The 25,991-nt window shown below is 69.3% G+C and carries 15 protein-coding genes and 2 tRNA genes; 11 read left to right on the forward strand and 6 right to left on the reverse strand.

Annotation, left to right across the window (positions count from 1 at the left end; all coding sequences use genetic code 11):
* Positions 1 to 8: 8 nt before the first annotated feature.
* The 3 genes from JOF46_RS10550 to JOF46_RS10560 form a co-directional block, all read right to left on the reverse strand.
* Entirely contained in the window at positions 9 to 689 is a 681-nt protein-coding gene (locus JOF46_RS10550; protein WP_209907248.1) for a methionine ABC transporter permease, read from the reverse strand.
* Between the two features lie 3 nt (positions 690 to 692).
* On the reverse strand, positions 693 to 1,685 hold the full coding sequence (locus JOF46_RS10555; RefSeq protein ID WP_209907249.1) for a methionine ABC transporter ATP-binding protein: 993 nt from the start codon (positions 1,683 to 1,685) through the stop codon (positions 693 to 695).
* A 413-nt stretch (positions 1,686 to 2,098) separates the two neighbouring features.
* Positions 2,099 to 2,779 (reverse strand): 3'-5' exonuclease, encoded by a 681-nt coding sequence (locus JOF46_RS10560; RefSeq protein ID WP_209907250.1) that lies wholly within the window; start codon positions 2,777 to 2,779, stop codon positions 2,099 to 2,101.
* Positions 2,780 to 2,898: 119 nt separating this feature from the next.
* Here JOF46_RS10560 and JOF46_RS10565 point away from each other — a divergent pair, with 119 nt between their 5' ends.
* From JOF46_RS10565 to JOF46_RS10575, 3 genes are read left to right on the forward strand one after another with little or no spacing between them, the layout of a single operon-like run.
* Positions 2,899 to 3,342 carry an MGMT family protein gene (locus tag JOF46_RS10565; RefSeq protein WP_245348085.1) on the forward strand — a complete coding sequence of 148 codons (444 nt, stop codon included), beginning with the start codon at positions 2,899 to 2,901 and terminating at the stop codon, positions 3,340 to 3,342.
* Between the two features lie 8 nt (positions 3,343 to 3,350).
* Positions 3,351 to 6,857: an ATP-dependent helicase gene (locus JOF46_RS10570; RefSeq protein ID WP_245348086.1), complete on the forward strand. Its 3,507-nt coding sequence runs from the start codon at positions 3,351 to 3,353 to the stop codon at positions 6,855 to 6,857.
* Positions 6,854 to 10,414 (forward strand): ATP-dependent helicase, encoded by a 3,561-nt coding sequence (locus tag JOF46_RS10575; RefSeq protein ID WP_209907253.1) that lies wholly within the window; start codon positions 6,854 to 6,856, stop codon positions 10,412 to 10,414. Before JOF46_RS10570 ends, JOF46_RS10575 begins: the two co-directional genes overlap by 4 nt.
* A gap of 120 nt (positions 10,415 to 10,534) precedes the next feature.
* Here the strand turns inward: JOF46_RS10575 and JOF46_RS10580 are convergent, their stop codons facing one another.
* Entirely contained in the window at positions 10,535 to 12,022 is a 1,488-nt protein-coding gene (locus tag JOF46_RS10580) for a macrolide 2'-phosphotransferase (protein WP_342592421.1), read from the reverse strand.
* A gap of 209 nt (positions 12,023 to 12,231) precedes the next feature.
* On the opposite strand from JOF46_RS10580, the gene nudC reads away from it, so the two are divergent.
* Positions 12,232 to 13,197 carry an NAD(+) diphosphatase gene (gene nudC / locus JOF46_RS10585; RefSeq protein WP_209907254.1) on the forward strand — a complete coding sequence of 322 codons (966 nt, stop codon included), beginning with the start codon at positions 12,232 to 12,234 and terminating at the stop codon, positions 13,195 to 13,197.
* A gap of 3 nt (positions 13,198 to 13,200) precedes the next feature.
* Entirely contained in the window at positions 13,201 to 15,348 is a 2,148-nt protein-coding gene (locus JOF46_RS10590; protein ID WP_209907255.1) for an ATP-dependent DNA helicase UvrD2, read from the forward strand.
* Between the two features lie 100 nt (positions 15,349 to 15,448).
* Here JOF46_RS10590 and JOF46_RS10595 read toward each other — a convergent pair whose 3' ends face one another.
* The gene (locus tag JOF46_RS10595) at positions 15,449 to 16,519 is read right to left on the reverse strand and encodes a ThiF family adenylyltransferase (RefSeq protein ID WP_209907256.1); all 1,071 of its coding nucleotides are present in this window, start codon (positions 16,517 to 16,519) and stop codon (positions 15,449 to 15,451) included.
* Between the two features lie 221 nt (positions 16,520 to 16,740).
* On the opposite strand from JOF46_RS10595, the gene JOF46_RS10600 reads away from it, so the two are divergent.
* On the forward strand, positions 16,741 to 17,457 hold the full coding sequence (locus JOF46_RS10600) for a M48 metallopeptidase family protein (protein ID WP_209907257.1): 717 nt from the start codon (positions 16,741 to 16,743) through the stop codon (positions 17,455 to 17,457).
* 100 nt (positions 17,458 to 17,557) lie between these two features.
* Here the strand turns inward: JOF46_RS10600 and JOF46_RS10605 are convergent, their stop codons facing one another.
* Positions 17,558 to 19,042 (reverse strand): zinc-dependent metalloprotease, encoded by a 1,485-nt coding sequence (locus JOF46_RS10605; RefSeq protein WP_209907258.1) that lies wholly within the window; start codon positions 19,040 to 19,042, stop codon positions 17,558 to 17,560.
* 210 nt (positions 19,043 to 19,252) lie between these two features.
* Between JOF46_RS10605 and JOF46_RS22715 the strand changes: the two genes are divergently transcribed.
* From JOF46_RS22715 to JOF46_RS10630, 5 genes are all read left to right on the forward strand, one after another.
* The gene (locus JOF46_RS22715) at positions 19,253 to 20,425 is read left to right on the forward strand and encodes a YlbL family protein (protein ID WP_209907259.1); all 1,173 of its coding nucleotides are present in this window, start codon (positions 19,253 to 19,255) and stop codon (positions 20,423 to 20,425) included.
* 283 nt (positions 20,426 to 20,708) lie between these two features.
* Positions 20,709 to 23,630, forward strand: coding sequence for a UPF0182 family membrane protein (locus tag JOF46_RS10615; protein WP_209907260.1), 2,922 nt, complete (start codon positions 20,709 to 20,711; stop codon positions 23,628 to 23,630).
* Between the two features lie 108 nt (positions 23,631 to 23,738).
* A tRNA-Met gene (locus JOF46_RS10620) sits at positions 23,739 to 23,812 on the forward strand.
* Positions 23,813 to 24,083: 271 nt separating this feature from the next.
* Positions 24,084 to 24,157 (forward strand) — tRNA-Met (locus tag JOF46_RS10625).
* A 300-nt stretch (positions 24,158 to 24,457) separates the two neighbouring features.
* Entirely contained in the window at positions 24,458 to 25,975 is a 1,518-nt protein-coding gene (locus JOF46_RS10630) for a YrdB family protein (RefSeq protein WP_209907261.1), read from the forward strand.
* The last annotated feature ends 16 nt before the right edge of the window (positions 25,976 to 25,991 follow it).

Genomic DNA, 25,991 nt, shown 5'->3' on the forward strand with positions numbered 1-25,991 from the left:
CTGGCGGTCTAGCGGTGGTCCACCAGGCGGGCCAGCCAGTCGCCCAGGATCTGGACCAGCTGGACCAGCAGAACCATGATCACGATGGTCACGATCATCACGGTGCCGTCATAGCGCTGGAAACCGTAGTTGTAGGCCAGACGGCCCAATCCGCCACCTCCGACAAGTCCCGCCATCGCGGAGTATCCGATGAGCGTGACGACGGTCGTGGTGGTTGCCGCGATGATGCCCGGCAATGCTTCGGGGACCAGGACCTTGCGCGTGACCTGCATCTTCGTCGAACCCATGACCAGGGCCGCATCGATCTTCCCGGTGGAGACGTCACGCAGCGCGGATTCCACCAGGCGTGCGAAGAACGGGATGGTGCCGATCGTCAGCGACACCGAGGCCGCGACCGGGCCGAGCGAGACGCCCACGAGCAGGGTGGCAAACGGGATCAGCGACAGCATCAGGATGGCGAAGGGGATGGAACGGGTGATGTTGGTGATGACGCCCGAAAGCACCACGTTCAGCCAAGGGATCGGGGTCAACCCGCCCTTGGCGGTGTTGAGCAGGAGGACGCCCAGCGGCAGTCCAACCAGGACCGTGAAGAAGCCGGAGATTCCGGTCATTTGCAGGGTCTCGAGGAACGCCGGCCACATGGCCTTGGTGATGCCGGGGTTGGTGACAAGATCGTTGAAGAAGTCCATGGACTACTTGGCCTCCTTGGGCGTCACGGCAACACCGTTGGCGAGCAGGTGGTTGGTGATGGCGGTGATGTCCGAGCCTTCGGGAAGCTGGATGCGCAGGTGTGCGAACTGGTGTTCTCCAAGGTTCTCGACGGAACCTGCAAGAACGTTCACATCGACATTGAAGGTGCGGGCGATCGAAGAGATCACCGGCTCGGTGGCCTGGGAACCCGAGTAGAGCAGATCCAGCACGACGCCGGCGGGAAGATCCGCCGGAAGCCTGCCGGGCATCGGCAGCAGGGCCTGGGAGAGGCGCCCGGCCGGGTCGGCCACGACCTTTTCGATGTCGCCGTGTTCGACGATGCGTCCGGCTTCGAGCAGCGAGACGGAGTCGCAGGCCTGCTTCACGACGTTCATTTCGTGGGTGATGATCAGCACCGTGAGGTTCAGCCGGTCACGCACGGACTTGATGAGTTCGAGGATCTCGTCGGTGGTCTTGGGATCCAGCGCGCTGGTGGGTTCGTCGCACAGCAGCACATCGGGATCCGACGACAGGGCGCGGGCAATGCCGACGCGCTGGCGCTGTCCTCCGGAAAGCTGGGCCGGGTAGGCATCGGCGAACTGGGTCAGTCCGACCAGTTCCAGCAATGCGTTGACCTTTTCGGCGATCTTTGCCTTGGGGGTGCCGATGAGTTCCAACGGGAAGGCCACGTTCTGCGCGGTGGTGCGCGAATCCATCAGGTTGGCGTGCTGGAAGACCATGCCGATGCGCCGGCGCGCCGTGCGCAGGTCGGAGTCGGAGACATTGGCCAGTTCCTGGTTGTTCACGGCAACGGACCCGGAGGTCGGGCGGTCAAGCAAGGTCAGGCAACGGACAAGTGTTGACTTGCCGGCGCCGGAGTGGCCGATGATGCCGTGGATTTGGCCGGCATCGACGTGCAAGGAGACGCCATCCAGGGCGACGACGGTGCGGTCGCCCTGCTGGTAGACCTTGCGCAGGTCAGTGACTGTGATCAAAAGGGGGATGTCCTTAGCAATCAAAAAGTAAAGGGGGTACCAGACATTGAATCACTGTCGAACGATTGCAGCGCAATCGTGGCCGTTTCTCGACTTTCTTCGCAACGGCTGTCGGTAGCGCCGGGTTTGGCTGCCGTTTCCTTGGGTGGCCGGAGGTTTCTTCGAATAAATCGATGGTGCGGTGTCCACAAAACGGGCCTCGGGGTTACCGAAGCGTAGGGTGAGCTGGCTCACCCGGTGCCATTGGCGGGGAAATGTTGCTCCATGTTGCGCCGATGCCTCCGGGCGTCATGCAGAAAATGCCGGGCCAAGGTTCCCTTGCGGGCAGGTGCGCGCATGGCAGTGCGGCGTCCCGAAAACACCGAAGGGACCCCGATGCGGGATCCCTTCGAAATGTTGCGTGCGGTGCCTGGCTAGGACTTGACCGGCCACTGCCCGTCGACGACGGCATCGGGGTTCTTGCGGCGGAAGTATTCCTGGAGGCTTGCGGCTTGCTCCGCGGCCCACTTGATCTGCTGCGCATGCAGTTCGGCGGGGTCGGCCTGCAGCTGGGGGTACTTCGCGGCCTGCGCGTCGGCAATGCCGATGGTGGCGGCGGCATCGGCCTCCGAGGTGTGGGCGTTGAGCAGCTGCACGCCGTAGAACTCGCTCATCACCGAGAGGTTTCGCTTGCCGCGGCGGTACTTGTCGACCTGCTTGTCCAGGACGTAGGGGTCGATGACCGGGGCCGGGACGATCGAGGCCAGGCCGTGGCGCTTGGCTTCGCGGTCGAGCACCGTGAAGTCGTAGGCGGCGTTGAATGCCATGACCGGCATGGTGAGGAACAGGTCGGCCAGGAACGCCGAGATTTCGGCGACGGCGGTGGCGGCATCCATGCCGTCGGCCTGTGCCTTGGCGGTGGAAATGCCGTGGATGGCCGAGGCCTCTTCCGGGATGGGCACGCCGGGGTTGACGAGCCATTCCTTGGTCTGCAGGATTTCTGAGCGCCCGTTGACCACAACGATGGAAGCGGTGACGATGCGTGCATCGAGCGGGTCGCGGCCGGTGGTTTCGAGATCGAATGCGGCGCGGGGGAGAGTATGCCAGGAAGTCATGGCGTCAACGCTACCGGGAACCGGAGACACTTTGGCGATCCGCAGCGCGCTTGTGGATAATCACCGGGCCCGAGGCCCGATAATGGGTGTGGATGGGCACGGCGTTTGAGGAGAAAAGTTTGGACCAGTCAGAACGGACACCGGATCCGGATGTCGGGGCAGAAGTGGAATCCCGGGGAGAGACCGGAGCTGCGGCCGAAGCGGGGCTGGAGTACGACGAGGCGGTGTTTGCCGTGGTCGCCATGATTCCCGCGGGCAAGGTCCTGTCCTACGGCGACATCGCCGAACTCCTGGGGTCCGGTGGCCCGAGACAGGTGGGCAAGGTGATGGGCCGCGGGGGATCGGAGGTCACCTGGTGGAGGGTCATCCGCTCCAACGGAACCCTGCCGGCCGCCCTGCAGCCGGTCGCGGCCGGGCACTGGGCGCGGGAAGCGACCCCGTGCACCGAGGAACGGGTGCAGATGAAACGTGCACGATGGGTACCGACCGAGGAAGACCATTCGCGCATCGACCGGGTGGCCGAAGCGCTGCCGATTCCAAAACGTCACCCCCGAATGATCTGATGGAGCACATGGACACCCTCGCATCCAACCCGGAGACCGTGGCAACTGCCCCCGGTGCCTCCCCGGCCGCCGATCCGGCCCAGCAAGAACTCCTGGAGCTGGCGCCCGGCCACGGACCGGTGTTGGTCCTGGGTGGACCGGGCACCGGGAAGACCACCACGCTGCTGCGCGTGCTCACACACCGCCTGGATGCCGGGCTCGACCCGCAGCACGTGCTGGTGCTTTCCCCCACGCGTGCCGCTGCGGCCACATTGCGCGACGACCTGTCCGCCGGCACCGAGAAGACGTTCTCCGAGCCCGCCGTGCGCACCTGGTCGGCCTACGCTTTCGACCTGATCCGCAGGGCCCGGCTCGACGGGCTGCTGCCGGCGCTGCAGCGGCCGCCCCGGTTGCTCTCGGGGCCGGAGCAGGACACGCTGATCGGGCACCTGCTCGAAGGCCATGCCCTGGGGATCACCCCCGGACCGGAGTGGCCCGAGTCGCTGGGGGAAGCCATCGGCACCCGTGGCTTCCGCAAGGAGTTGCGCGAACTCTTCGACCGGATCTCCGAGCATGGGCTGGAGGCCGGTGCGCTGCAGGACCTGGGGGAGTCGCTGCGCCGCCCCGAATGGGTGGCCGCGGCACAGTTCTACCAGGAATACCGGGACCTCCTGGACCTGGGCAGCGCCGAGGCGTTCGACCCGGCGGGGCTCCTGGCGGCCGCCGCAAACATCCTTCAGGAGAACCCGGAGTTCCTGGAAGCCGAACACGAGCGCCTGCACCTGGTGATGGTCGATGACCTGCAGGAGGCGAACCCCGCGCAGCACCACCTGCTCTCGCTGCTCGCCCGGGGCCGGGACCTGATGGCCTTCGCGGTGCCGGACAACGTGGTGCAGGGATTCCGCGGTGCCCGTCCCGACATGCTCGGCGAGTTCGAGGCGCGCCTGGGCACCGGGAACACTCCGGCCCGCATCCTGGAACTGCACACCTCCTACCGGTTGAACCCGGAACTGGCCACGGCCTGGGGCAAGGTCGCCCGGCGCATCCCCGTTGCCGCAGGTGGCGCCGGACGGAAACTGGAGTTCCCCGACGCATCGGCGACCGCTGACGCCACGGGTACGGCCACCGCAACGGAAGATGATGCCGTCGTTCAGGGGGCCACCGGGCTCAACGGGCAACAGCCGGCACCAGGCCGGGCCCCGGCCCAAGGAACCGAATCCGAAGGAACCGAGCCCGAGGGGCAGGACTCCGGAAACGACGAACCCGGCACCCCTGCACCCGGACGGCTGGAAGTGCTGCTGGTCGATTCTCCGATCCACGAGGAACGCCTGGTGGCCCAGCGCCTGCTCGAGGAACACCTGATCAACGACCGCCCGCTGGATTCCATGGCGGTGATCCTGCGCAACGGGGCCCAGGTCCGATCCATGGCCAAGTACCTGGCCGGGGCCGGCATCGCGGTGAACACCCCGCCGGCCGAAACCCCGCTGCGCGAGGAACCTGCCGTGCGCCCGCTGCTGGATCTCATGTCCCTGGCGCTGTCGCCCGGGGCACCGGCCGACCCGCTGCTGCTCCAGGAACTGCTGATGTCCCGCTACGCCAACGCCTCGGCACTTGACGTGCGCCGGCTGCGCCAGGGGTTGCGCCGCCACGAGGTCGCACAGGGCGGGAACCGCTCCAGCGCCGAGCTGCTCGCCGGGATGCTCGACGAGCTGGAACTGCTCGAAACCATGGGACGGGAAGCCGCCGGCGCCCGTCGCCTGGCCCGCATGCACCGCGCGCTGCGCGAGGAGCTGGCCGGAAGCAACGTGAATGCCGAAACCGCGCTGTGGGCACTGTGGGCCGCCAGCGGAATGGGGGAGAAATGGAGCGCCGCCGCGCTCGCCGGCGGCATCCTGGGCACCCGCGCCGACCACGACCTTGACGCGATGCTGGCGATCTTCCAGTCCGCCGAACGCTTCGTGGACCAGCTTCCGGGTTCCTCCGTCGCCCAGTTCGTCGAGCATGTGCTGGGCCAGGAACTGCCCATGGACACCCTGGCCAGCCGCGGCGGGTCCGCGGCCTCCGTCCAGGTGCTCACCACCGCGGCGGCCGCCGGACGCGAATGGGACCTGGTGCTGGTCCCCGGGATGCAGGAAGGCATCTGGCCCAACACCAAGCTGCGCGGCGAGCTGCTCGGCGGGGGCGCGCTGAGCGACGTCATCGAGCACGGCCCCGAGATCCTGCCGGTGCGCAACATTGCCTCGCTGATCCGCGAGACCCGGGCCGACGAGCTGCGCACCTTCGCCAACGCGATCTCCCGCGCCCGGGAGAAGGTCATTGCCATCGCCGTGGCCTCCGAGGACACCGCCCCCTCATCCTTCCTGGACATCGTGGACCCCGACGGCGCCATCCAGGGGCGCGCCGCCGCCTTCGTGCCCCGGCCCCGGACGCTCAGCGCGCTGGTGGCGGAGTTGCGCCAGGCCGCCGAGTCCACGGCGCTGGACGCGGCCCGCGAGCCTTTCCACCGCGACGCAACCGCGGTGCTCGGCGCCCTGGTCGCCGCGCCGCACCCGATCCGCGGGGCACACCCGGCAAGCTGGTGGGGGCTGGCCGAGTCCACCTCCCACGGGCCGGTGGTCCCGCCCGGGGAGCCGGTGAAGGTCTCTCCCTCGAAGGTCGAGTCCGTGATGAACTCCCCGTTGAACTGGTTTGTCCAGGCCGCCGGGGGAGAGGCAGCCACCGACTTCGCCCGGTCCCTGGGCACCCTGGTCCACTCGATCGCCGAGGAACACCCCGAGGCCAGCGGCGGGGAGTACCAGCAGGTGCTTGAGGAGCGCTGGGGCGAGCTGGAAATGCCGCAGAACTGGGAGGGTGCCCGGGACCGCGAGCGGGCCGAGTCGATGCTCAAGAAACTGGCGCAGTACAACGTGATGATGAGCACCGAGAAGCGGCGGCTGATCGGCCGGGAAATCCCCTTCGAGGTGCTCATCCAGCCACCGGGGGCCGGAGACGTGCCGGGGCCTGGACCCGATCCCGCTGCGGTGGCCGGACCCGATGCCTTGGATGCAGGGGACACCGTGGACGTGCCGGAAACCCCGGCCGATCCGCTGGCGCCGCGTGCCGCCTTGCTGCGCGGTGTCGTTGACCGGGTGGAAGCCGATGCGGCGGGCAACCCGTGGGTCGTGGACCTGAAGACCGGCAAATCCCAGCCCAGCGGCAAGGACGTCGAACGCCACCCGCAGCTCGGCGCCTACCAGGCCGCCATCATCAACGGGGCGTTGGCCGGGAAGACCGCCGAAGAGCTCACGACCGTGCCAGCCGGCGCGTCGCTGGTGCAGCTGGGCACCAGCACCAAGACCCCGCGCGAACAGGCCCAACCGGCCATCACCGACCAGGACTGGGCCACACCCATGGTGCTGGCCGCCGCGCAATTGATGGGAGACGCGGACTTCCTCTCGCGCCACGACCCGGCCCGCGGCGGGCGCAGCGGCAGCAACTGCCGGCTGCCGGGCATCTGTCCACTATGTTCCGAAGGAAGGCAGGTCACCGAGCCATGAGCCGCACCCAAGAAGCCAGCCACCCCGAGGCCATGCCCGCACCGGGCAGCGACAGCACAGAACCGCCACGGGTGTATTCGCCCGAGGAGCTGGCCGGGATCCTGGGCCAGCACCAGCCAACCCCGGAGCAGTCGGCGATCATCTCCTCGCCGCTGGAACCGCTGCTGGTCATCGCCGGCGCCGGGTCGGGCAAGACCGCCACCATGGCGGACCGGGTCATCTGGCTGGTCGCCAACCAGAAGGTGCACCCCGAGGAGATCCTCGGGGTGACCTTCACGCGCAAGGCCGCCGGTGAGCTGGCCCAGCGCATTCGCGGGCAGCTGGAGAAACTGGCCCGCTCCGGGCTGCTTCAACTCGACGACGAGGGGCTGCTGGATCCGTCGGTGTCCACCTACCACTCCTACGCCAACACGCTGGTGAAGGAGCACGGGCTGCGCATCGGCGTGGAATCCGACACCGCGCTGCTGGGCACCGCCCAGGCCTGGCAGGTCGCAGCCGCGGTCGTCGAGGGCTACGCGGGGGACTACGAGCACCTGGCCTCCTCGAAGAACACGCTCATCGACGCCGTGGTGACCTTTGCCGGGGAATGCGCCGAGCACCTGGTGGACCCGGTGTACGCCAAGGAGTGGATCGATGCACTGGTGGGCCGGCTCGAGGCACTGCCGTACCGGATCGACAAGCCCGCCGCGCCCTCGCTCGATGCCCGCAAGCTGCTGGACAAGCTGCGCACCCGCGCCACCATCGCCGAGCTGGCCGTGGATTATGCGCGGGCCAAGGCCGCCCGCGGCGCCCTTGACTACGGGGACCTGGTGGCGCTGGCCGCACGCATCGCCCGGGAGATCCCGGAGGCCGCGCACAGCGAACGGGCGAAGTTCAAGGTGGTGCTGCTCGACGAGTTCCAGGACACCTCGCACGCCCAGATGGTGCTCTTTTCCTGCATCTTCGGCGACGGGCACGCGCTGACCGCCGTCGGGGACCCCAACCAGTCCATCTACGGGTTCCGCGGGGCTTCCGCCGGGCAGCTCTTCCGCTTCCCGACCGAGTTCCCGGCGCGCCTCGACGGCACCGGCGGCCCGGGCCCCGAGGTCGCAGGCGTCAGCGATAACCCCGTTCGGCTGCGTCCGGCCTCGGTGGCCTACCTGTCCACCGCCTGGCGCAACTCGATCAACGTGCTGGCGGCCGCCAACGCCGTCTCCGCGAAGCTGAACTCGGTCGCACCCTCGGGCATCTCGGTGCCCTCGCTCAAGCCCAGCGCCTTTGCCGGGACCGGAGCGGTGGAACTGGCCCGCTACGCCACCGGCTCCCAGGAGGCCGCGGCCCTGGCTGCCCGCTTCGGCGCCGAACGCCGCTCGTTTGCCGCCGCGCACGGCCGGAACCCGACGATGGCGGTGCTCTGCCGCACCCGCTCGGCGCTGATGCCCATTGCCCGCGGGCTGGAGGACGCGGGCATCCCGTACGAGATCCTGGGCCTGGGCGGGCTGCTGGGCATGCCGGAGGTCGCCGACATCGTCGCGACGCTCAACGTGCTGGTGGACCCGAACCGCTCCGACCACCTGCTGCGGCTGCTGGCCGGGGCACGCTGGCGCATCGGCCCGGCGGACCTGATGGCCTTCGCCGACTGGTCGCGCTTCCTGGCCCGCCGCCGCGAATTCGCGCTCAAGGACGGGGTGCGCGAAAACCTCGACGCCCCCGAAAGCGCCGAGGAAATCACCCGCGGCGAAGCCAGGGCCGAGCTGAACGACGCCGCGAGCCTCATCGAGGCGCTGGACCACCTGCCGCACCCCGACTGGGTCTCCGGTGACGGGCGCGCGCTGGGGGCCGAGGCGCTGGGAAGGCTGCGGAAGTTGCGCGACGAGCTGCGCTACCTGCGCGGGTTCATCGACGACGACCTGGAGACGCTGCTGCGCGAGACCGAACGCGCCATGGGCCTGGACATCGAGGTGGCCGCCAAGCCCGGGGTGGGCATCCACGAGGCCCGCCGCCACTTGGACGCCTTCGCCGACATCGCCCAGGACTACGCGTCCACCTCCACCCGGGTTGACCTGGCCGGGTTCCTGACCTGGCTGGAGGCCGCGGCCGAGAAGGAGGGCGGGCTGGCGATCGTGCCCGGGGAACTGAACCCGGATGCGGTGCAGCTGCTGACCATCCACGCCTCCAAGGGCCTGGAATGGGACGTGGTCGCGGTGACCGGGATGAACGAGGGCATCTTCCCCAGCGCCAGCGATTCGCGCTGGACCAGCGGGGACGCGGCGCTGCCGTGGCCGCTGCGCGGGGACAAGCACGATCTGCCGCAATGGGACACCGACCAGGAATCCCTCTTCGACGTGGTCAAGGCCGAGGCGATGTTCAAGTCCGAGGTGCTCGCGCACGCCGAGCTGGAGGAGCGGCGGCTGGCCTATGTCGCGCTGACCCGTGCCAAGTCGCTGCTGATTTGTTCGGCGACCGCGTGGACCGGCACGCGCACCAAGCTGACCGAACCCTCCAGCTTCCTGCTGGACATGCGCCCGCTTTCCGAGGGGCCGACTCCGTCGGCGAGAACCACCTTGTGGGTGGCCGACGAGGATGCGCCCCAGGCCAACCCGTTCCGCGAGACGCCGCTGGAGGCCCGCTGGCCGTACGACCCGCTCGAGGGCCCGGTCGTCTCCGGCGGCGGGGTTCTCCGCCCACGTCCGGCCGGCCGCCGCGCCAAGCTGGAGGCCTCGGCGGCGGCGGTGCTTGAAGCCGCAGCGCGGGCCAGGGAGGAATCCCGCGATGGTTCCGGCGATGGTTCCAGTGAAGGTTCCGGCGACGGGCAACGGGAGCCGGCATCCGGCGGGGAGTTGCCCGATGTGCAGGAACCCTGGTTGACCCCGACCGGCAAGGCCTGGTTCCACGAGGCGGAGCTGCTGCTGGCCCGCAAGGCCCGGGAAGCCGCCGAGGAGCGGACCACGGCGATCCCGAAGCACGTGCGTGCCTCGGTCTTCGTGGACCTGGCCACCGATGCGGCCGCGGTGCTGGCGGAGCTGCGCCGCCCGGTGCCGCGCCGTCCGGGCACCGCCGCCCGCCGCGGCACCGCCTTCCACGCCTGGCTGGAGGAGTACTTCGACTCCACCGGCATGCTGGAACTGGGCGAGTACCTGGAGGCCGCCGACGCGTACATCGACGACGCGCTGGACCTGGAAGAGATGAAGAGCGCGTTTCTGGACTCCGAATGGGCCAACCGGCAGCCGGCGTTCGTGGAGGCCGCCATCGAGACCCGGATCGGCCCGGTGTCGGTGCGCGGGCGCATCGACGCGATCTTCAAGGAGCCCGACGGGGACTGGCTGCTGGTGGACTGGAAGACCGGGCGGGTGCCGCGCGGGGAGGAACTGCGGATCAAGGCGCTGCAGCTGGCGGTGTACCGGCTGGGCTGGGCGCGCCTGCGGGGCATCGACGTCTCCCAGGTTCGCGCCGCGTTCTACTACGTGGGTACCGGCACCACCATCAGGCCGCACGACCTGGCATCCGAGGCCGAGCTCGAGGAACTGATCACCGCGTCCATGGCCCAGCTGGGACGGGTACCGGCCGCCGAGAGCTAGCCACCGCAGACGGCAAGGCGCCGACCCCCGCACGGGGATCGGCGCCTTGCCATGTGTGAAGCCGAAGCCGAAGCCGCGGGGGAGTCCGGCGCCTTGGAGGCGCCGTGCGGCTGCTGCCGCCTACTGCTTTTCGAGCTTTTGGATCGGGATCGCGGAAGTCTCGGGTTCCGCTGCCGCTGCCTCGGATCCGGACGCCGGGACATCTTCCGTGTCCGTTCCTGCCGCGTCCTTGTCCGTGCGCTCCTTGTGGCCGTCTTTGTCGCCATCCTTGCGGTCCGATGGGTCCGATGGGTCCGCGGCGACGGGCGCCTTCGGGCCATCGGAGTTCGCGGCCACGGGTGCCGAAGCCTCGGATCCCGTGGCCGTGGCGGCAACGGGACCGGGCACGGGTTCCTTGGGAGCCGCCGGTGCACTGGCCGGCTGCACCGGGGCTGCGGCCGGGACCGGCGGGGACGACGGAGGGGCCGGCGCGGCGCTCACGGGGGAGGGCAGGATCCTCATGGCGGAGGTTTCCGGCTCCGCGGGGTTTGCCGCGGGCGCCTCGTCGGAAGCTGCGCTGTCGGAAGCTGCGTCGTCGGCGATTTCGATGCCGGAGACGGTGACGCGTTCGGCGGAGGGAACCGGTTCGGGCGGTGCGTTCGCGGGCTCGGGGCGGGCCGCACGCGGCGGTTCCACCACGGAGATGGGCTGGCCGCCGTACTCGGCGATGTCGTGGTCGAGCTCCTCGAGCATGACCTTGGCCTCGGCGATGCGCTGCGCGTCGCCCCCGGCAATGGCCTTGACCAGCCACTGGGCCAGGGCGAACTCGGCGGCCAGCGCGGCACGGCGCATGATGTGCGGATCGGCGCGGTCCCCCCGCACCGCGACGTAGCTTTCAAAGGCGGCCTCGGCAAAGGACTGCTCGTGCACCGCCGCCAGCCAGGCGAAGTCGTCGGCCGGGTCCCCGACCTGCAGGTCCGTCCAGCCGGTGACCGCCACGACCTTGGCATCCTGGACCAGGAGCTGGTCCTCGTGCAGGTCCCCGTGGATCACGGTGGCGTTGAAGCGCCACAGCGCCACGTCCTCCAGCGCGTGTTCCCAGCGCCGCAGCAGCCGCGAGGGAATCATGCCGGTGGTGGCCGCGGCGTCGAGCTCGTTGAGCCGGCGCTGGCGCACCTGCTCGGCGGTGTAGGAGGGCAAATCCGCGCGGTCGATGGCCGAGGCAGGCATCGAGTGGATCGCGGCCATCACGGCGCCCAGGTCCCGGGCGCAGCGCGAACCCTGCGACACGAGATCCTCCAGGGAGAACTGCTTGCCGGGCAGGTGGTTGTAGACGAAGGTGCGCAGCGGACCCTGCCGCACGGTTCCGGCGACGGACGGCAGCTGGAAGGGCAGCGAGGCGCGGATGCCGGCGGAGAAGGCGCGCAGCGCGGCCAATTCCGATTCCAGGCGCATCGACGCTTCCTCGTGTCGGGGGGAGCGCACGCGCCAGCGGTTCTTGGCGGCGTCGACAATGAGCACCGAGTCGAAATCATTGCCGTCGTCCGGCAACGAGGCCACGCCCGTGGGCGCCAAGCCGGGGACCGCAGCGGTGGCGATGGCAGCGAGTTCCATGGGAGAGCGTTTCACATCCTCCACCGTAGACCGCAAGGGCTGTTCGAGTCCTGCCGTGCGGCGGCGAGTCGCATGATTTGCGTCCATTCCCCGCCCGCCGCCGGCTTTCGCACACCCCCGCGGCCCGCCCGGCGGCCGGACCCGCGCCGCGGCGGATGCGCCGATAGCCACAACCGGGGCCCCGAAGTATGCGTTGGGGCGGTCGGGTCAGTACGGTTGATGCCATGAGTGATACCGTGCAGCAACCCGTGACCAGCCACCCCGAGCTAGGGGCCCTGCCCCTGGCCCGCACCGCCATCGACCGCGGCTGCGAACGACGTACCCGGGCCGGCTGGCTCGACGGGCTGCGCGCGGATCCCGAAACCCGGCACCTGGTGATGATCGGCGGCCGCGCCCGGGTGCTCGACGGGGAACTGGTGCTGCTTGAAGGCTCGCAGGTGCCGGCCGACGGGACCGAGATCTACCTGGGCGCGGACGGCAGCACCGAAATCGTGCTGCATTCCTTCGCAGAGGCCCCGGCCGCGGCCGACGGTGCCCCGGGCACTGCCGCCACCCACCCGGAGCAGTGGCTGGGCCTGCGCGATGTCGCCGCCGGGCTGGGCGCGCGCGATGCCGGGCTCTTCGTCGAGGCCGTGGCCATCGCCAACTGGAACCACACGATGAACTTCTGCCCGGGCTGCGGCGGGAAGCTGGAATTGCGCGACTCCGGCTGGGTCAAGCACTGTCCCGCGGAAGGCATCGAGCACTTCCCGCGCACCGACCCGGCCGTCATCGTGGCCATCACCGATGAGGACGACCGGCTGCTGCTGGGCGCCAACAAGGCCTGGGGCGGCACCCGCTTCTCCACCCTGGCCGGGTTCGTCGAGCCCGGGGAATCCCTGGAATCCGCGGTCATCCGCGAGGTCGCCGAGGAATCCGGGGTCATCGTGCAAAACCCCCGCTACATGGGCTCCCAGCCCTGGCCCTTCCCGCGCTCGTTGATGCTGGGGTTCACCGCCACCGCGACGGGCACCGAACTGTTGCCCGACGGGGTGGAAATCATCGACCTGCGCTGGTTCACCCGCGAACAGCTGGCCGCCGAAGTCCGCTCCGGCGCCATCGCGGTGCCCTCGGGCGCCTCGATCGCCAGCGCCCTGATCGAACACTGGTTCGGCGGCGTGCTGCCCGAACCCGAACGCCTGGAAAACTAGGACATGGGCGAAGCAACCGGAACCAGCGCCCTGGAGGACCGGATCCTCGGCGGGCTGGACGATGAACAGCGCATGGTGGCCACGACGCTGCGCGGACCGCTGTGCGTGCTGGCCGGGGCCGGCACCGGCAAGACCCGCGCCATCACCCACCGCATCGCCTACGGCGTGCACACCGGGGTGTACAAGCCCTCCTCGATGCTCGCGGTGACCTTCACCGCCCGGGCCGCTGCGGAGATGCGCTCGAGGCTGCGCGAACTGGGCGCCGGGGCCGTGCAGACCCGCACCTTCCACGCCGCCGCGCTGCGCCAGCTGCAATACTTCTGGCCGCAGGCCATCGGCGGGAACCTGCCCAACATCGTGGACTACAAGGCGCCGCTGATCACCGAGGCGGCACGCCGGCTGCGCACCAACGCGGACCGCGCCACGGTGCGCGATTTGGCCAGCGAGATCGAATGGGCGAAGGTCTCGATGCTGACCCCCGAGTCCTACGTCGCCGCCGCCGCGGCAGCCGAGCGCGGGACCCCCGGCGGGCTGGACACCACCACCGTCGCGCGGATCTTCCAGTCCTACGAGGATGTGAAGACCGATAGGCAGTACATCGACTTCGAGGACGTGTTGCTGCTGACCGTCGCGATCCTGGAGGACGACGAGCGGGTCGCGGCCTCGGTGCGCGAACAGTACCGGCACTTCGTGGTCGACGAGTACCAGGACGTTTCCCCGCTGCAGCAGCGCCTGCTGGATCTGTGGCTCGGCGGGCGCGACGAGCTGTGCGTGGTGGGAGACGCCTCGCAGACCATCTACTCCTTCACCGGCGCCACGCCGCGGCACCTTCTGGACTTCACCGCGCGCTACGAGCACGCCCCGGTGGTCAAGCTGGTGCGCGACTACCGTTCCACCCCGCAGGTGGTGCACCTGGCCAACCGGGTGCTTGCCGCCCGCCGCCCCGAGCCCGGGGTCCCGGACCGCGACCACCCCTGGCCCACGCCGCTGGAACTGATCGCCCAGCGCGAGAACGGCCCGGAGCCGAGCTTCTTCGAGGCGAAGGACGACGAGGCCGAGGCCGCGGAGATCGCCGCGCGCATCAAGAAGCTCATCGCGGCCGGGACCCCCGCGGCGGAAATCGCGATCCTGTACCGGACCAACGGGCAGTCCGCCGCCTATGAGCAGGCACTGGCCTCCGCCGGGGTCGGCTACCTGCTGCGCGGCGGGGAGCGCTTCTTCGCCAGGCGCGAGGTCCGCGACGCGATGCTGCAATTGCGCTCCGCGGCCCGCCACGCCACCACCGAGGCCGACGGCGACCCGGTCCCGAAGCTGACCCGCGACATCCTGGTGTCCCTGGGCTACAGCGCCACGGCCCCGGCCGCCTCCGGCGCGGTGCGCGAGAAGTGGGAGTCGCTCTCCGCCCTGGTGGCGCTCGCCGACGAGATGGCCGAGGCGCGCGCCGGGGCCGAGACCCCGTTCACCCTGGGGCTCTTCGTCGCCGAGTTGGAGGAGCGCGCCGCCAGCCAGCACGCACCGACGCTGCAGGGCGTCACGCTGGCCTCGCTGCACGCGGCCAAGGGCCTGGAATGGGACGCGGTGTTCCTGGTCGGGCTCTCCGAGGGGCTGATGCCGATCTCCTTCGCCGACGACCAGGCCGGGTACGACGAGGAACGCCGCCTGCTCTACGTGGGCATCACCCGCGCCCGCATGCACCTGGGGCTGTCCTGGTCCCTGGCCCGCACCCCCGGGGGACGGGCCAACCGGCGGCCCTCGCGCTTCCTGGACGGGCTGCGCCCGGCGGGAACCTCTTCGGTGGCTTCGGCCCCGCGGGCCACCCGGCGACGGGCCCCGGCCGGCCCGCCGATGTGCCGGGTCTGCGGCACGCTGCTGACGTCCGCCACCGAGCGGAAGCTGGGCCGCTGCGGGAACTGCCCCGCCGGATACGACGAGGCCGTGTTCGAATCCCTGCGCGCCTGGCGGCTGTCGGTGGCCCAGGCCAACTCGCTTCCGGCCTTCGTGATCTTCACCGATGCGACGCTGATGGCGATCGCCGAGGCGAAGCCCTCCGGGCTCTCGGACCTGGGCCGGGTCTCGGGGGTCGGCAAGGGCAAGCTGGAGCGCTACGGCGAAGCGGTGCTGGCGATCCTGGGCGGGGAAACCCCGGACTGACCGGCGCCCGCTTCCGGCCGGGGCATCCCCGAATCGTCCGACCCGCGAAGCCGTGGTCCGGCAGGCCGTCGAAGCCCGGGTCGCGCGGGGGCCCGAAGCTTCAGGCGGCCAGCGAGTCCAGGCAGTTGCAGCGCGGCCGGGTCTTGGCCGGAACCATGGTGGTGGACCCGGTGGGCAGGTCGCACACGAGCATCGAGCCGGCGGCGGAGGGGATGTTGATGCGGTCCAGCACCATCAGCACCTGCATCGCTGCCATCCCCGCGGCAACGGCGGCCAGCGACGCCTCCGGGCGCAACCCCGGGACCCGCGCGCCAATGCCGGCATCGGCGAGCAGCCGCAGCGTCGGATCGCACTGCTCCCACACGCAGCGCTCGCACATGGTCAACCCCGGAAGGCACAGCGGGCCCAGGTTCATCCCCGAATCGGTGAACAGCACCGGCAACACCGCGGCATCCGTGGCCAGCGATTCCAGCGGCGGGAGCATGCCGCCGGAGATCACCACCGCCATGTCCAGCGGCGGGGCATCGGGGCTCCGCTGCCCTGTCTCGGCCACCACCAGGTGCGGGTACAGGGGCGCCAGCGCCCGGGCCGTGGCGCGGGCCCGCGGGGTGCCGACGCTGCCGATTCCGGTGGTCCCGGCGCCCAGGTCCCCGGCATCCATCGACGCCGCATCGCTGAGCATCAGCGAACCGACGCCCGCCGCGGCCAGGATGTGCGCCAACAGCTGGCCCATCCTCCCGCATCCCTGCACCGCGACCCGGGCACCGGCCCGGCGTTCGAGCACCTCGGCCGCGTCCATCTGGTAGGCCGCGCTCCACTGCCGCACATCGGGCACCAGCCGCGCGCCGAGTCCGTGGCCGAGTCCGTGGCCGGATCCCGGCCGGGCTCCGGGGGCGGTCCGGGCGGGGGTGTCCAACAGCACCGGCGCCAGCATCGCCAGGATCTCGCTGCGCCGGGTGGCATCGGGCCCCTGCTCCCTCGGCTGGCCCTTGGGCCGGTCCTGCGTCGGGTCCACGGGTGCCGCGGTGCCTTGCCCGTCGTTGCCCAGGGAGAGCACGAACCGCTTTTCGGCCGCGCTCAGGCCGGTTATCCACCGGGCGCGCTGCCCGGTGCCGATTTGCACCACGCCCTCCATTAGGCTGAGTACCTGCAAGCCCGGGTTGATCCTCATGATGTTGCTCCTTCGGGAACGGCGGCCCCGGCGCGAATCCTCGTGGCCGGTGCCCTGCATGAACCCATCGTGGCACCGGGCCGCGAACGCCGCCGAGGTTATCCACACCCCGGAGCGGGAAAGCGGTCCGGCAGCGGCGCAGGCGCGGGTGCAGCGGCACCGGGCAAGGGCCGCGGGCGGCAGGAACACGGCAGCAAATGCGCGGCGGAAAGGACACCAACATGCGCACCCAACCATCCACCATCGAATACGTGGACGAGACGGGCACCCCCATTCGCGTGGTGCGTTCGGCCAGGCGCAAGAAGACGATCTCCGGGGCGTGGAAGCAGGACACCATGGTGGTGTCCGTGCCCGCGGGGCTCACCGAGCACGCCGAGCGCATGCTGGTGGCGGACATGGTCAAGAAGGTCATGCGCAAGGTCGCCCGCGGCACCGGGACGGACCCCGATGCCCTGCTGCTGGCCCGGGCGCACGCCATGGATGCGGCGCTTTTCGGACGCCTGGCCGCACCGGCCTCGGTGCGCTGGGTCTCGAACCAGAACTCGCGCTGGGGTTCGGCCAGCCTCCAGACCCGGCGGATCCGGCTCTCGGACCGGCTCAGGTCGATGCCGCAGTGGGTGCAGGACTACGTGCTGGCCCACGAACTGGCCCACCTGGTGGAGCCGCGCGACGGCCACGGCCCGCGGTTCAAGGCCGCCTTGTCGCGCTACCCGCGGGTGCACGATGCCAACATCTTCCTGTCCGGGGCCAGCCACGGCTTCCACGCGGCCAAGAATGCCGCGGCGCAGCCGGCACAGCTGTTGGACACGGACGACGATTTCGACGACTTCGGGGACCTCGACGAGCTCGGCGGCTTTGGTGGCCCCGGAGCCCCGGAGGGTATCGGCGCCGGTGTCCACGGCGGGGAAACGGAAGATCCATACCGGTTGTTCGGCTGAGCCGGCCAGGAGGCCGGTTCCACCGGGAAACGCGAAAGGGTGCCGGCGAGCAATGCGCCGGCACCCTTTGACCAAGACCGGTGGAGCGACCGCCGGTGGACTACTTGTCCGTGGAGCCGTCCGTGGGGTTGTCCGCTTCCGGACCCTTGTCGGTTTCGCCGGTTCCGTCGGTTTCGCCGGTTCCGTCGGCATCGCCGGTCTCGTCGCCCGCAGGCTCGTCGAACCCGCCGTCGAGCAGCTTGCTCAGCGCGGCGTCGATGTCATCCATGTCGGCCGCGGCCAACTCGCGGCGCGAGGTGAACCCCGTGGGGTCCAACAAGTCCTCTTCGGTCGGCAGCAGGTCGGGGTGCGCCCACACGGCGTCGCGACCCTCCTGGCCGCGCTCGGTCAAAAGGTGCGCCCAAAGGGCCGCCGCCTCGCGCAGGCGCCGCGGGCGCAGCTCGAGTCCCACCAGCGAGGCGAACGCGTTCTCCGCCGGTCCGCCGGTGGCCCGGCGGCGCCGGATGGTTTCGCGCAGCCGGGTTGCCTGGGGCAGGTTCACCGCGGCGGCCGCCACGACCTCGTCGACCCAGCCCTCGATCAGTGCAAGCACCAGCTCGAGCTTGGCCAGCGCGGTTTCCTGCGCGTCGGTGCGCTTGGGCATGAACAGCCCCTCGCCCATCAGCGACTGGAAGGACTCGGGATTGCTCGGGTCGATGTCCCGCACTGCTTCCTCGATGCGCGACATGTCGATGTGGATGCCGCGGGCGTAGGCCTCCACGGCGGAAATCACCGTGGAGCGCAGCCACGGCACGCGGTTGAACAAGCGGGCGTGGGCGCATTCGCGCAGCGCGGCGAAAAGCAGGATCTCCTGTTCGGGAACCTCCAGGCCCTCGCCGAACGCGGCGAGGTTGGTCGGCACCAGCGCGGGGGTGGAGCCGGCCAGCGGAAGCCCGATGTCGGTGGCGCCCAGCACGTCCTTGGCCAGGCCGCCGACGGCCGTGCCCAGCTGCATGCCGAACATGGTGCCGCCCAGGGACTGGAGCATGCCCTGCGCCCCGCCCATCATGGGGCGCATCTGCTCGGGGATCTGCTCGGACAGCGCGGAGGTGATGGCCTTGCCGACGGACTCGGCGACCGGCGTGGTCAGCGACTTCCACACCGGCATGGTCTTTTCGACCCACTCGGCGCGGGAGAAGGCGCGGCATTCGCTGCCGTCGGCCTCGAACACGGTGGCGGCATCGAGCCACATCTCGGCCAGCCGTGCGGCGGATGCCACCGCGGCGGCGCGGGAAGCGGAAATCGAGGGGTCGTCCTTGGCGATGGCCTGGCGCGCCGCGTCGGTGGCCATCTTCCAGTTCACCGGGCCGGAGCCGCCCTGGGACATGGCGGCCATCATGGCCTGGGCCTGCGCCATCATCTGCGCCATGGCCTCGGGGTTGTTGGACAGGCCCATGGCCTCGCCCAGGCCCTCGGGAAGGTTCTTCGGGTCGAATCCGCCGGCACCGCCAAAGAGCGAGCCGAACATCTCGGAGAACGGATCCTTCGGGTTCTCGTCGTCGTTGCCGGAGTCGTCGGGTCGGTTTGATGGGGGATTCTCAGCCATGGTTCAACGGTACCCCCGGGCCCGGGCATCGGCCCAAGATCCGGGTTGGCAGTTCGCTGTGGGCACATCGGAACCTGCTGTGAAGCCGCGCCCCGCACCCGTGCCGCTGGCGGCCGCCGCGGCACGGGCTTGTAGGCTTGAGGCTGCTCGTGGCGCGCGGCGCACGCCTCGCTCCGCGGGGCGCAGAGACCAGCAATGAAAGAGGGAATCGTGCCAGCAGCGCATGAAGGAGCCGGGGACCGGGCCGGCCGGAACACCGGGGGGACCGAAGGAACGCACCCGGGCCCGGACGGCGCCGACCACGCCCCGCTGCTGCACCGGTGGCCGGAACCGGAACCCGGGACGGCACGGATGCGGCGCAACCGCGCGGTCGCCGGCTGGATCACGATGGTGCTGATCGCGGCCGCGACGCTGCTGCCGACCCACTTCGTGGTCGAATCCGCAGGCCCGGCGCTGAACACCATCGGGTCCGTCGAGGGGACCAAGCTCCTGAGCATCACCGGCAAGAAGACCTACCCCACCTCCGGCGAGCTGGACATGACCACCATCTACAGCCCCGGGGGCGGGCAGCACCGACTGCCGTTCTTCACCGTGCTCTGGGGGTGGGCCAACCCGGACGAGGACGTTCTTCCGGAGGAGTTGGTGGTACCGCGGGGCATCACCAGCACCGAAAAAAGCGAACAGAACACCCTGTCGATGGACGACTCGCAGCAGCTCTCCACCGCCGCGGCACTCACCGAGCTGGACATCGAGTTCACCAGCCACCTGGGCGTCGTGGGCTTCGCGACCCAGCAGAATTCCGGCGTCCTGAAGATTTCCGACCGACTCGAAACCATCAACGGGCGGCAGGTCACCGACCTGGACACGCTCAAGAAGCAGCTCAACGCCGCCGGCGCGAAGCCAAGCGTCCTGGGGATCGTGCGCGACGGGAAGCAGCAGGAGGTCACGGTGTCCACCACCGAGGGGCCCGGGGGCCAACGCCAGCTGGGCATCCTGCTCTCGGGCAGCTTCGACTTCCCGCTTGAGGTGAAGTTCGGGCTGGAAAACGTCGGCGGGCCCAGCGCCGGAATGATGTTTGCCCTGGCCATCGTCGACCAGCTCACCGCCGGGGAGATGACCGGGGGCAAGCACTTCGCCGGAACCGGGACAATCACCGCCGACGGGGCCGTCGGGCCCATTGGCGGCATCGCGCAGAAGCTCGTCGGCGCCCGGGACCAGGGCGCGAGATACTTCCTGGCCCCGGCGGAGAACTGCCCCGATGTGGTGGGCAGGATCCCCGCGGGGCTCGATGTCATCAAGGTGGCCACGCTCTCCGAGGCGCGCGCTGCGGTCGAGGGGATCGGCGCGGGCAAGGACCCGGCGTCCTTCCCCGGCTGCGGCTAGCGCCGGCGGTTCCCCGGTGCGGGGAACGGGAGGCGCACACGGGGGCCGGATCACAATCGGCCCACATTTGTGCGACATCATCCTTTGGGGTGCCCCGCCGGGCGCCGATGCAAGGCAGAATAGAGAACAAAGACACACTTCCGGTGCGCTTTGTGCGCGCCAATCGTTCCAACGGTAGAGGTATAAATTGAGTTTTGGCACCGGCAGTCCCTTCGGAGGGCCCCCGCGGGGTCCCGAAGGACGTCCCGACCCGCAGCCGCACCAGCGACGCCCATCCCCGCTGATGCCCACGATCATCGTGATCGGCATCCTGGTCGCCGTTTTCGTGTTCGTCTCCAGCGTCTACGCGGACGTGCTCTGGTACAACCAGCTCGGCTTCGAACGCGTGTTCTGGACCGAGTACCTGTCCAAGGCGGCGATCTTCGTGGTCGCCTTCCTGCTCATGGGCTTCGCAACCTGGATCTCCCTGCGCCTGGCCTACCGTTCGCGGCCGGTCTACGCCCCGGACGGGCAGCGCCAGGACAACATGTCCAAGTACCAGTCGCAGCTCGAGCCGATGCGCCGCCTGCTGATGATCGGCGTGCCGGTGGTCATCGGCATCTTCGCCGCCACCGCGGTCACCTCGCAGTGGAAGGAAGTGCTGCTCTTCTTCAACCAGGTCGACTTCGGTGAGACCGACCCGCAGTTCGGCATGGACCTGGCCTTCTACATGTTCTCGCTGCCGTTCATCGGCCTGCTGACCGGGTACCTGATCTCCGTGGTGCTCATCGCCGGGATCGCCGGCCTGCTGACCCACTACCTCTACGGAGGCATCCGCATCGAGGAGCGCGGCGGCGTTGTCATCGGCAAGCCCGCCCGCATCCACATCGCCGTCTTCGCCGTGGGCTTCCTGCTGCTGCAGGCCGTGAACTTCTGGGTCGACCGCTACTCGACGCTGCTCTCGCAAAACGGCCGCGTGGCCGGCGCCCTGTACACCGACGTGCACGCGGTCATCCCGACCAAGACGATCCTGGCGATCGCCGCCGTGCTGGTCGCGGTGACCTTCATCGTCGGGGCCATCATGGGCCGCTGGCGCCTGCCGATCATCGGCACCGCAATGCTGCTGGTGACGGTCATCGTCGCCGGGGGCATCTACCCGTTCATCGTGCAGCAGTACCAGGTCGTCCCGTCCGAAAAGACGCTGGAACGCGATTTCATCCAGAAGAACATCGAGATGACGCGCAAGGCCTACGGCCTGGACGTGGTCGAGGAAACCGCCTACGACGTCCAGCTGAACCCGCAGAAGAATGCGCTGGCCAAGGACTCCGCGACCACCACCAACATCCGCCTGCTGGACCCGAACCTGGTCTCGGCCGCGTTCGACCAGCTGCAGCAGTTCCGCACGTACTACAAGTTCACCAAGACGCTGAACGTGGACCGCTACGAGATCGACGGCAAGACCGAAGACACCGTCATCGGCGTGCGCGAGCTGAACGTCGACCCGGGTGACACCTGGGTCAACCAGCACATCACCTACACCCACGGCTACGGCGTGGTCGCCGCCTACGGCAACCGCGTGGCGGCGGGCGGGCGGCCGGACTTCATGCTGTCGGGCATTCCGACCAACGGCGTGCTGGCCAACGACGACACCTATGAACCGCGGATCTACTTCGGCGAAACCTCGCCCGACTACTCGATCGTCGGCGGCCCCGCCGACTGGGAACCGCGCGAGCTTGACCGTCCGGCCTCCGGCTCGGGCAGCCAGGACACCCGCAACACCTTCGAGGGCGACGGTGGGCCCTCGGTGGGCAACTTCTTCAACCGCCTGGTGTACTCGCTGAAGTTCGCCTCCACGGACCTGCTGCTCTCGGATGCGATCAACGCCGAGTCGCAGATCCTCTACGACCGCAACCCCAAGGATCGCGTCGAGAAGGTCGCCCCGTACCTGACCGTGGACTCCAACGCCTACCCGGCGATCGTCGACGGCCGCGTGAAGTGGATCGTTGATGCCTACACGACCTCGAAGAACTACCCGTACTCCAAGCAGCAGGCACTGGACTCGGCGGTCACCGACTCGCTGACCGGCGGCACCCGCGCGGTGGCAGCAACGGGGCAGATCAACTACATCCGCAACTCGGTCAAGGCAACCGTGGACGCGTACGACGGTTCTGTCACGCTCTACGCGTGGGAGCCGGAGGAACCGCTGCTGCAGGCCTGGCAGAAGGTCTTCCCGACGAACATCAAGTCCTACAAGGACATGTCCGCCGAGCTGATGAGCCACGTGCGCTACCCCGAGGACCTGTTCAAGGTCCAGCGCGAACTGCTGGCCACCTACCACGTGACCGATCCCGGCGGATTCTATGACGCCAACGATGCCTGGTCGGTCCCCTCGGACCCGACGCAGTCCAACGCGAGCATCAAGCAGCCCCCGTACTACCTGTCGCTGAAGATGCCGAAGCAGGAGAAGGAAGCCTTCTCGCTGACCTCGACGTTCATCCCGCAGACCGCTCCCGGCGGCCAGCAGCGCAACGTGCTGTTCGGCTTCCTGGCGGCCGAGGCCGATGCCGGCAACAAGGCCGGCGTGAAGGGCGAGGGCTACGGCAAGCTCCGCCTGCTGGCCATCCCGCGTGAGCTCTCCGTGCCCGGCCCCGGCCAGGCACAGCAGAACTTCGACTCCAATGCCACGGTCTCGCAGGCGTTGAACCTGCTGCGCCAGGGCGCCTCGGAAGTGAAGAACGGCAACCTGCTCTCGCTGCCCGTGGGCGGCGGCATCCTCTATGTCCAGCCGGTCTACGTGCAATCCTCCGGCCAGACCTCGTACCCGACCCTGCGCAAGGTGCTCGTTGCCTTCGGCGACAAGGTCGGATTCGCGGACACCCTCGCCGAGGCCCTGGATCAGGTGTTCCAGGGAACCAGCGGCGCGGTCACCAGCGAAACCGGGACCGGAACCGGCAACGGCACCGAGGAACCTGGAACGCCTCCGGCCACGCAGACCGCCGAGCAGCAGCTCACCGATGCCCTGGGCGACGCGAACGCCGCAATCAAGGCCGGACAGGCCGCACTGGCCGAGGGCGACTTCGCCAAGTACGGCGCGGAGCAGGCCAAGCTGCAAGATGCACTGGAACGCGCCACCGAAGCGCAGGACGAATTGACGGGCGCCCCGGCACCCACCGAGACACCTGCACCGTCGGAAACCCCGGCACCGTCCGAGTCCCCGGCGCCGTAAGGCACCGGCCACGGAGCAATCCGGTGTCGCCCCGCTCGGCATGTGAGCAGGGCGACACCGCCAGGATTTGCTTCGGACCAGCCCCATCCGCGATGATTGATATATCGCCGCGGGGTGGAGCAGTTCGGTAGCTCGCCGGGCTCATAACCCGGAGGTCACAGGTTCAAATCCTGTCCCCGCCACGAAAGAAAGACCCCGACCGGGGAAACCGGGTCGGGGTCTTTCCTTGTCTATGCCCAGGGGCCTGCGGGCCCAGCCGCGCCGCGGGAATCCCGCCCGGGTTGGTGGGCGGCGTCACCTTGGTAAATTTCGCTGGAGCCTCCTTTCGTTGCAGCAATCCATTGAAGTTGACGTGTATCTCGGTGGCATTCGCCGGGGAACCGTGGAAAAGCCGACGAAACCACGGGCCGATTAGGTGTTGGGCAGGGGCGCTGGTACTGTTGTATTTACCGACGCGGGGTGGAGCAGTTCGGTAGCTCGCCGGGCTCATAACCCGGAGGTCACAGGTTCAAATCCTGTCCCCGCCACAAAGAAATGATCCGTGGTCCTGTCACAGGGCCGCGGATCATTTGTCTTAACCGCATGCAACCGATCCGGGCGCGGCCTGCGGGACACAACCGGGTGCACTCAGGACATGTCGCCCGGGCACTGGCGGATGAGGGCGTGCTCGGTCATCCGTCGCCCTCCGCCGGTCCTTTGAAAAGCGGGGAAATGCCCGCCGACCTGATGTTTTGCCGTACACGCGGGCTGGCGTCATAGACTTGATCGGTAAGTTGTCGGCTTGGCATATGTCGAGCATTGTCGAGTCCATACGAGGTAAAGCCACCATGCCGAAGCAGCCAGCATCGAAAAACGGTGTTCCGGCGAAGACCGCCGTTCCATCCGACGTCGTGCGCCCAACGCCTGCCAAGGCCGCCGCTGCGGCAGACGGCCCCGTGGCCGGGAAGCCCTCGCCGCCTGCTGGAACCACCAAGCCCGCTTCCCCCGTGAACACCGCACCCACGTCCGCGACCTCGACGAACGCAACGGCCCAGGTAGCTGCGGTGGAGACGAAAACGAAGCCAAGCCCGGCAACCATCGGCAAACCTGCCGGCTTTGTGGCGAAGCCCCCGATGCCGGGGACCCCCGTTGCGGCCAAGCCCAAGCCGGAAAAGGAAACCCCGGCGACGAAGCCGAACAACCAGAACCCTGCCCCCGCACAGCAGGCCGCAAGGACGCCCTCTCCGAAGACCGGCTCCGCGCCCAAGCCCGGACCGATTTCTCCCGCCCAGACGGCGAAGGGCGGCAAGACTCCGGCAAACGCGCCGGCGGCAAACGTACCCGCGACAAAGAACACCCCGGGCCCCAAGCCCGCTGCCCCGAAGCAGGGTGCCAAGGCCCCCGCCGCACCCGGTTCGGCTACTTCCCCCGCGCAGGGCAAGCCCGGCGCCCCGGCAACCAAGCAGGCTCCGGCCCCGGCAGCCCGGCCCGCCGCAGGCAAGAAGCAGGATGAAAGGGCACAGCCAGGGACCACCGACAGACCGGCGAAGAGTCCGGGAGCTCGCGAGGAACCCGCAAAGAGCCAGCCCCAGGCCACCGCATCGTCCCCGACGGAAGCGGCATCGCGCCCGGCTGCGGCCACGCTGCCGGCCAAGGCCTCAAATGCCAAGCCGGCCCCCGTTAAATCCGAGGCCGCCGCGCCGGAACCGGAAGCCACTGCCGGCTCGGACAAGGCCGCAACGCCGGCACCCGGCACGGCCCAGGCACCGGATGCACCCGCGGGGGAACCCGAGGTCGCTGCCACAACCATGACAGCACCCGATGCCACGTCCCTTTCCCGGAACCGGGAAACCACGGCAACGGACAGGGAAAACCCGCAAACTGAATCCACGGTTGCCGAGGAACCCACGGGGGAGCAGCCCACGGCTGTTGCCCGGGACGCCGCAGTGCCCTCCCCGGCTGCCGAAGCGCCCCAGGGCGGCGCCTCCCGTGGCATCGTGGTTGCACTGATGGTCGTGTCGTTCGTCCTTGAGGTTGCGCTGCTCGGTGCGCTGGGAATTTGGGGCCTGGTGATGCTGCCCCTGAGCCCCGCGATGTCGCTGATCGTCACCGTCGTTCCGTTGCTGGTCTTCTGGGGCGTTTTCATGTCGCCCAAGGCGAGCCTGCGATTGCCCCAGCCCTACCACGCGGTCTTGGCGCACTTGCTGTTTGCCACCGGTGCCGGGTTGCTGGCCATCGCCGGACAACCGGTCCTGGCGGTGTGCATGGGCGTGCTGACCGCCATCAGCCTGGCACTTACCGTAGCCGTCCGTGGCCGGAACGTGGCCGGCGGCAAGAAAGCCACCGGGCGCCGCGCCGCACGCTAGGACTCCGCGCGACGAC

This window comes from Paeniglutamicibacter psychrophenolicus, assembly GCF_017876575.1.
GTDB classification, from domain to species: Bacteria; Actinomycetota; Actinomycetes; order Actinomycetales; family Micrococcaceae; genus Paeniglutamicibacter; species Paeniglutamicibacter psychrophenolicus.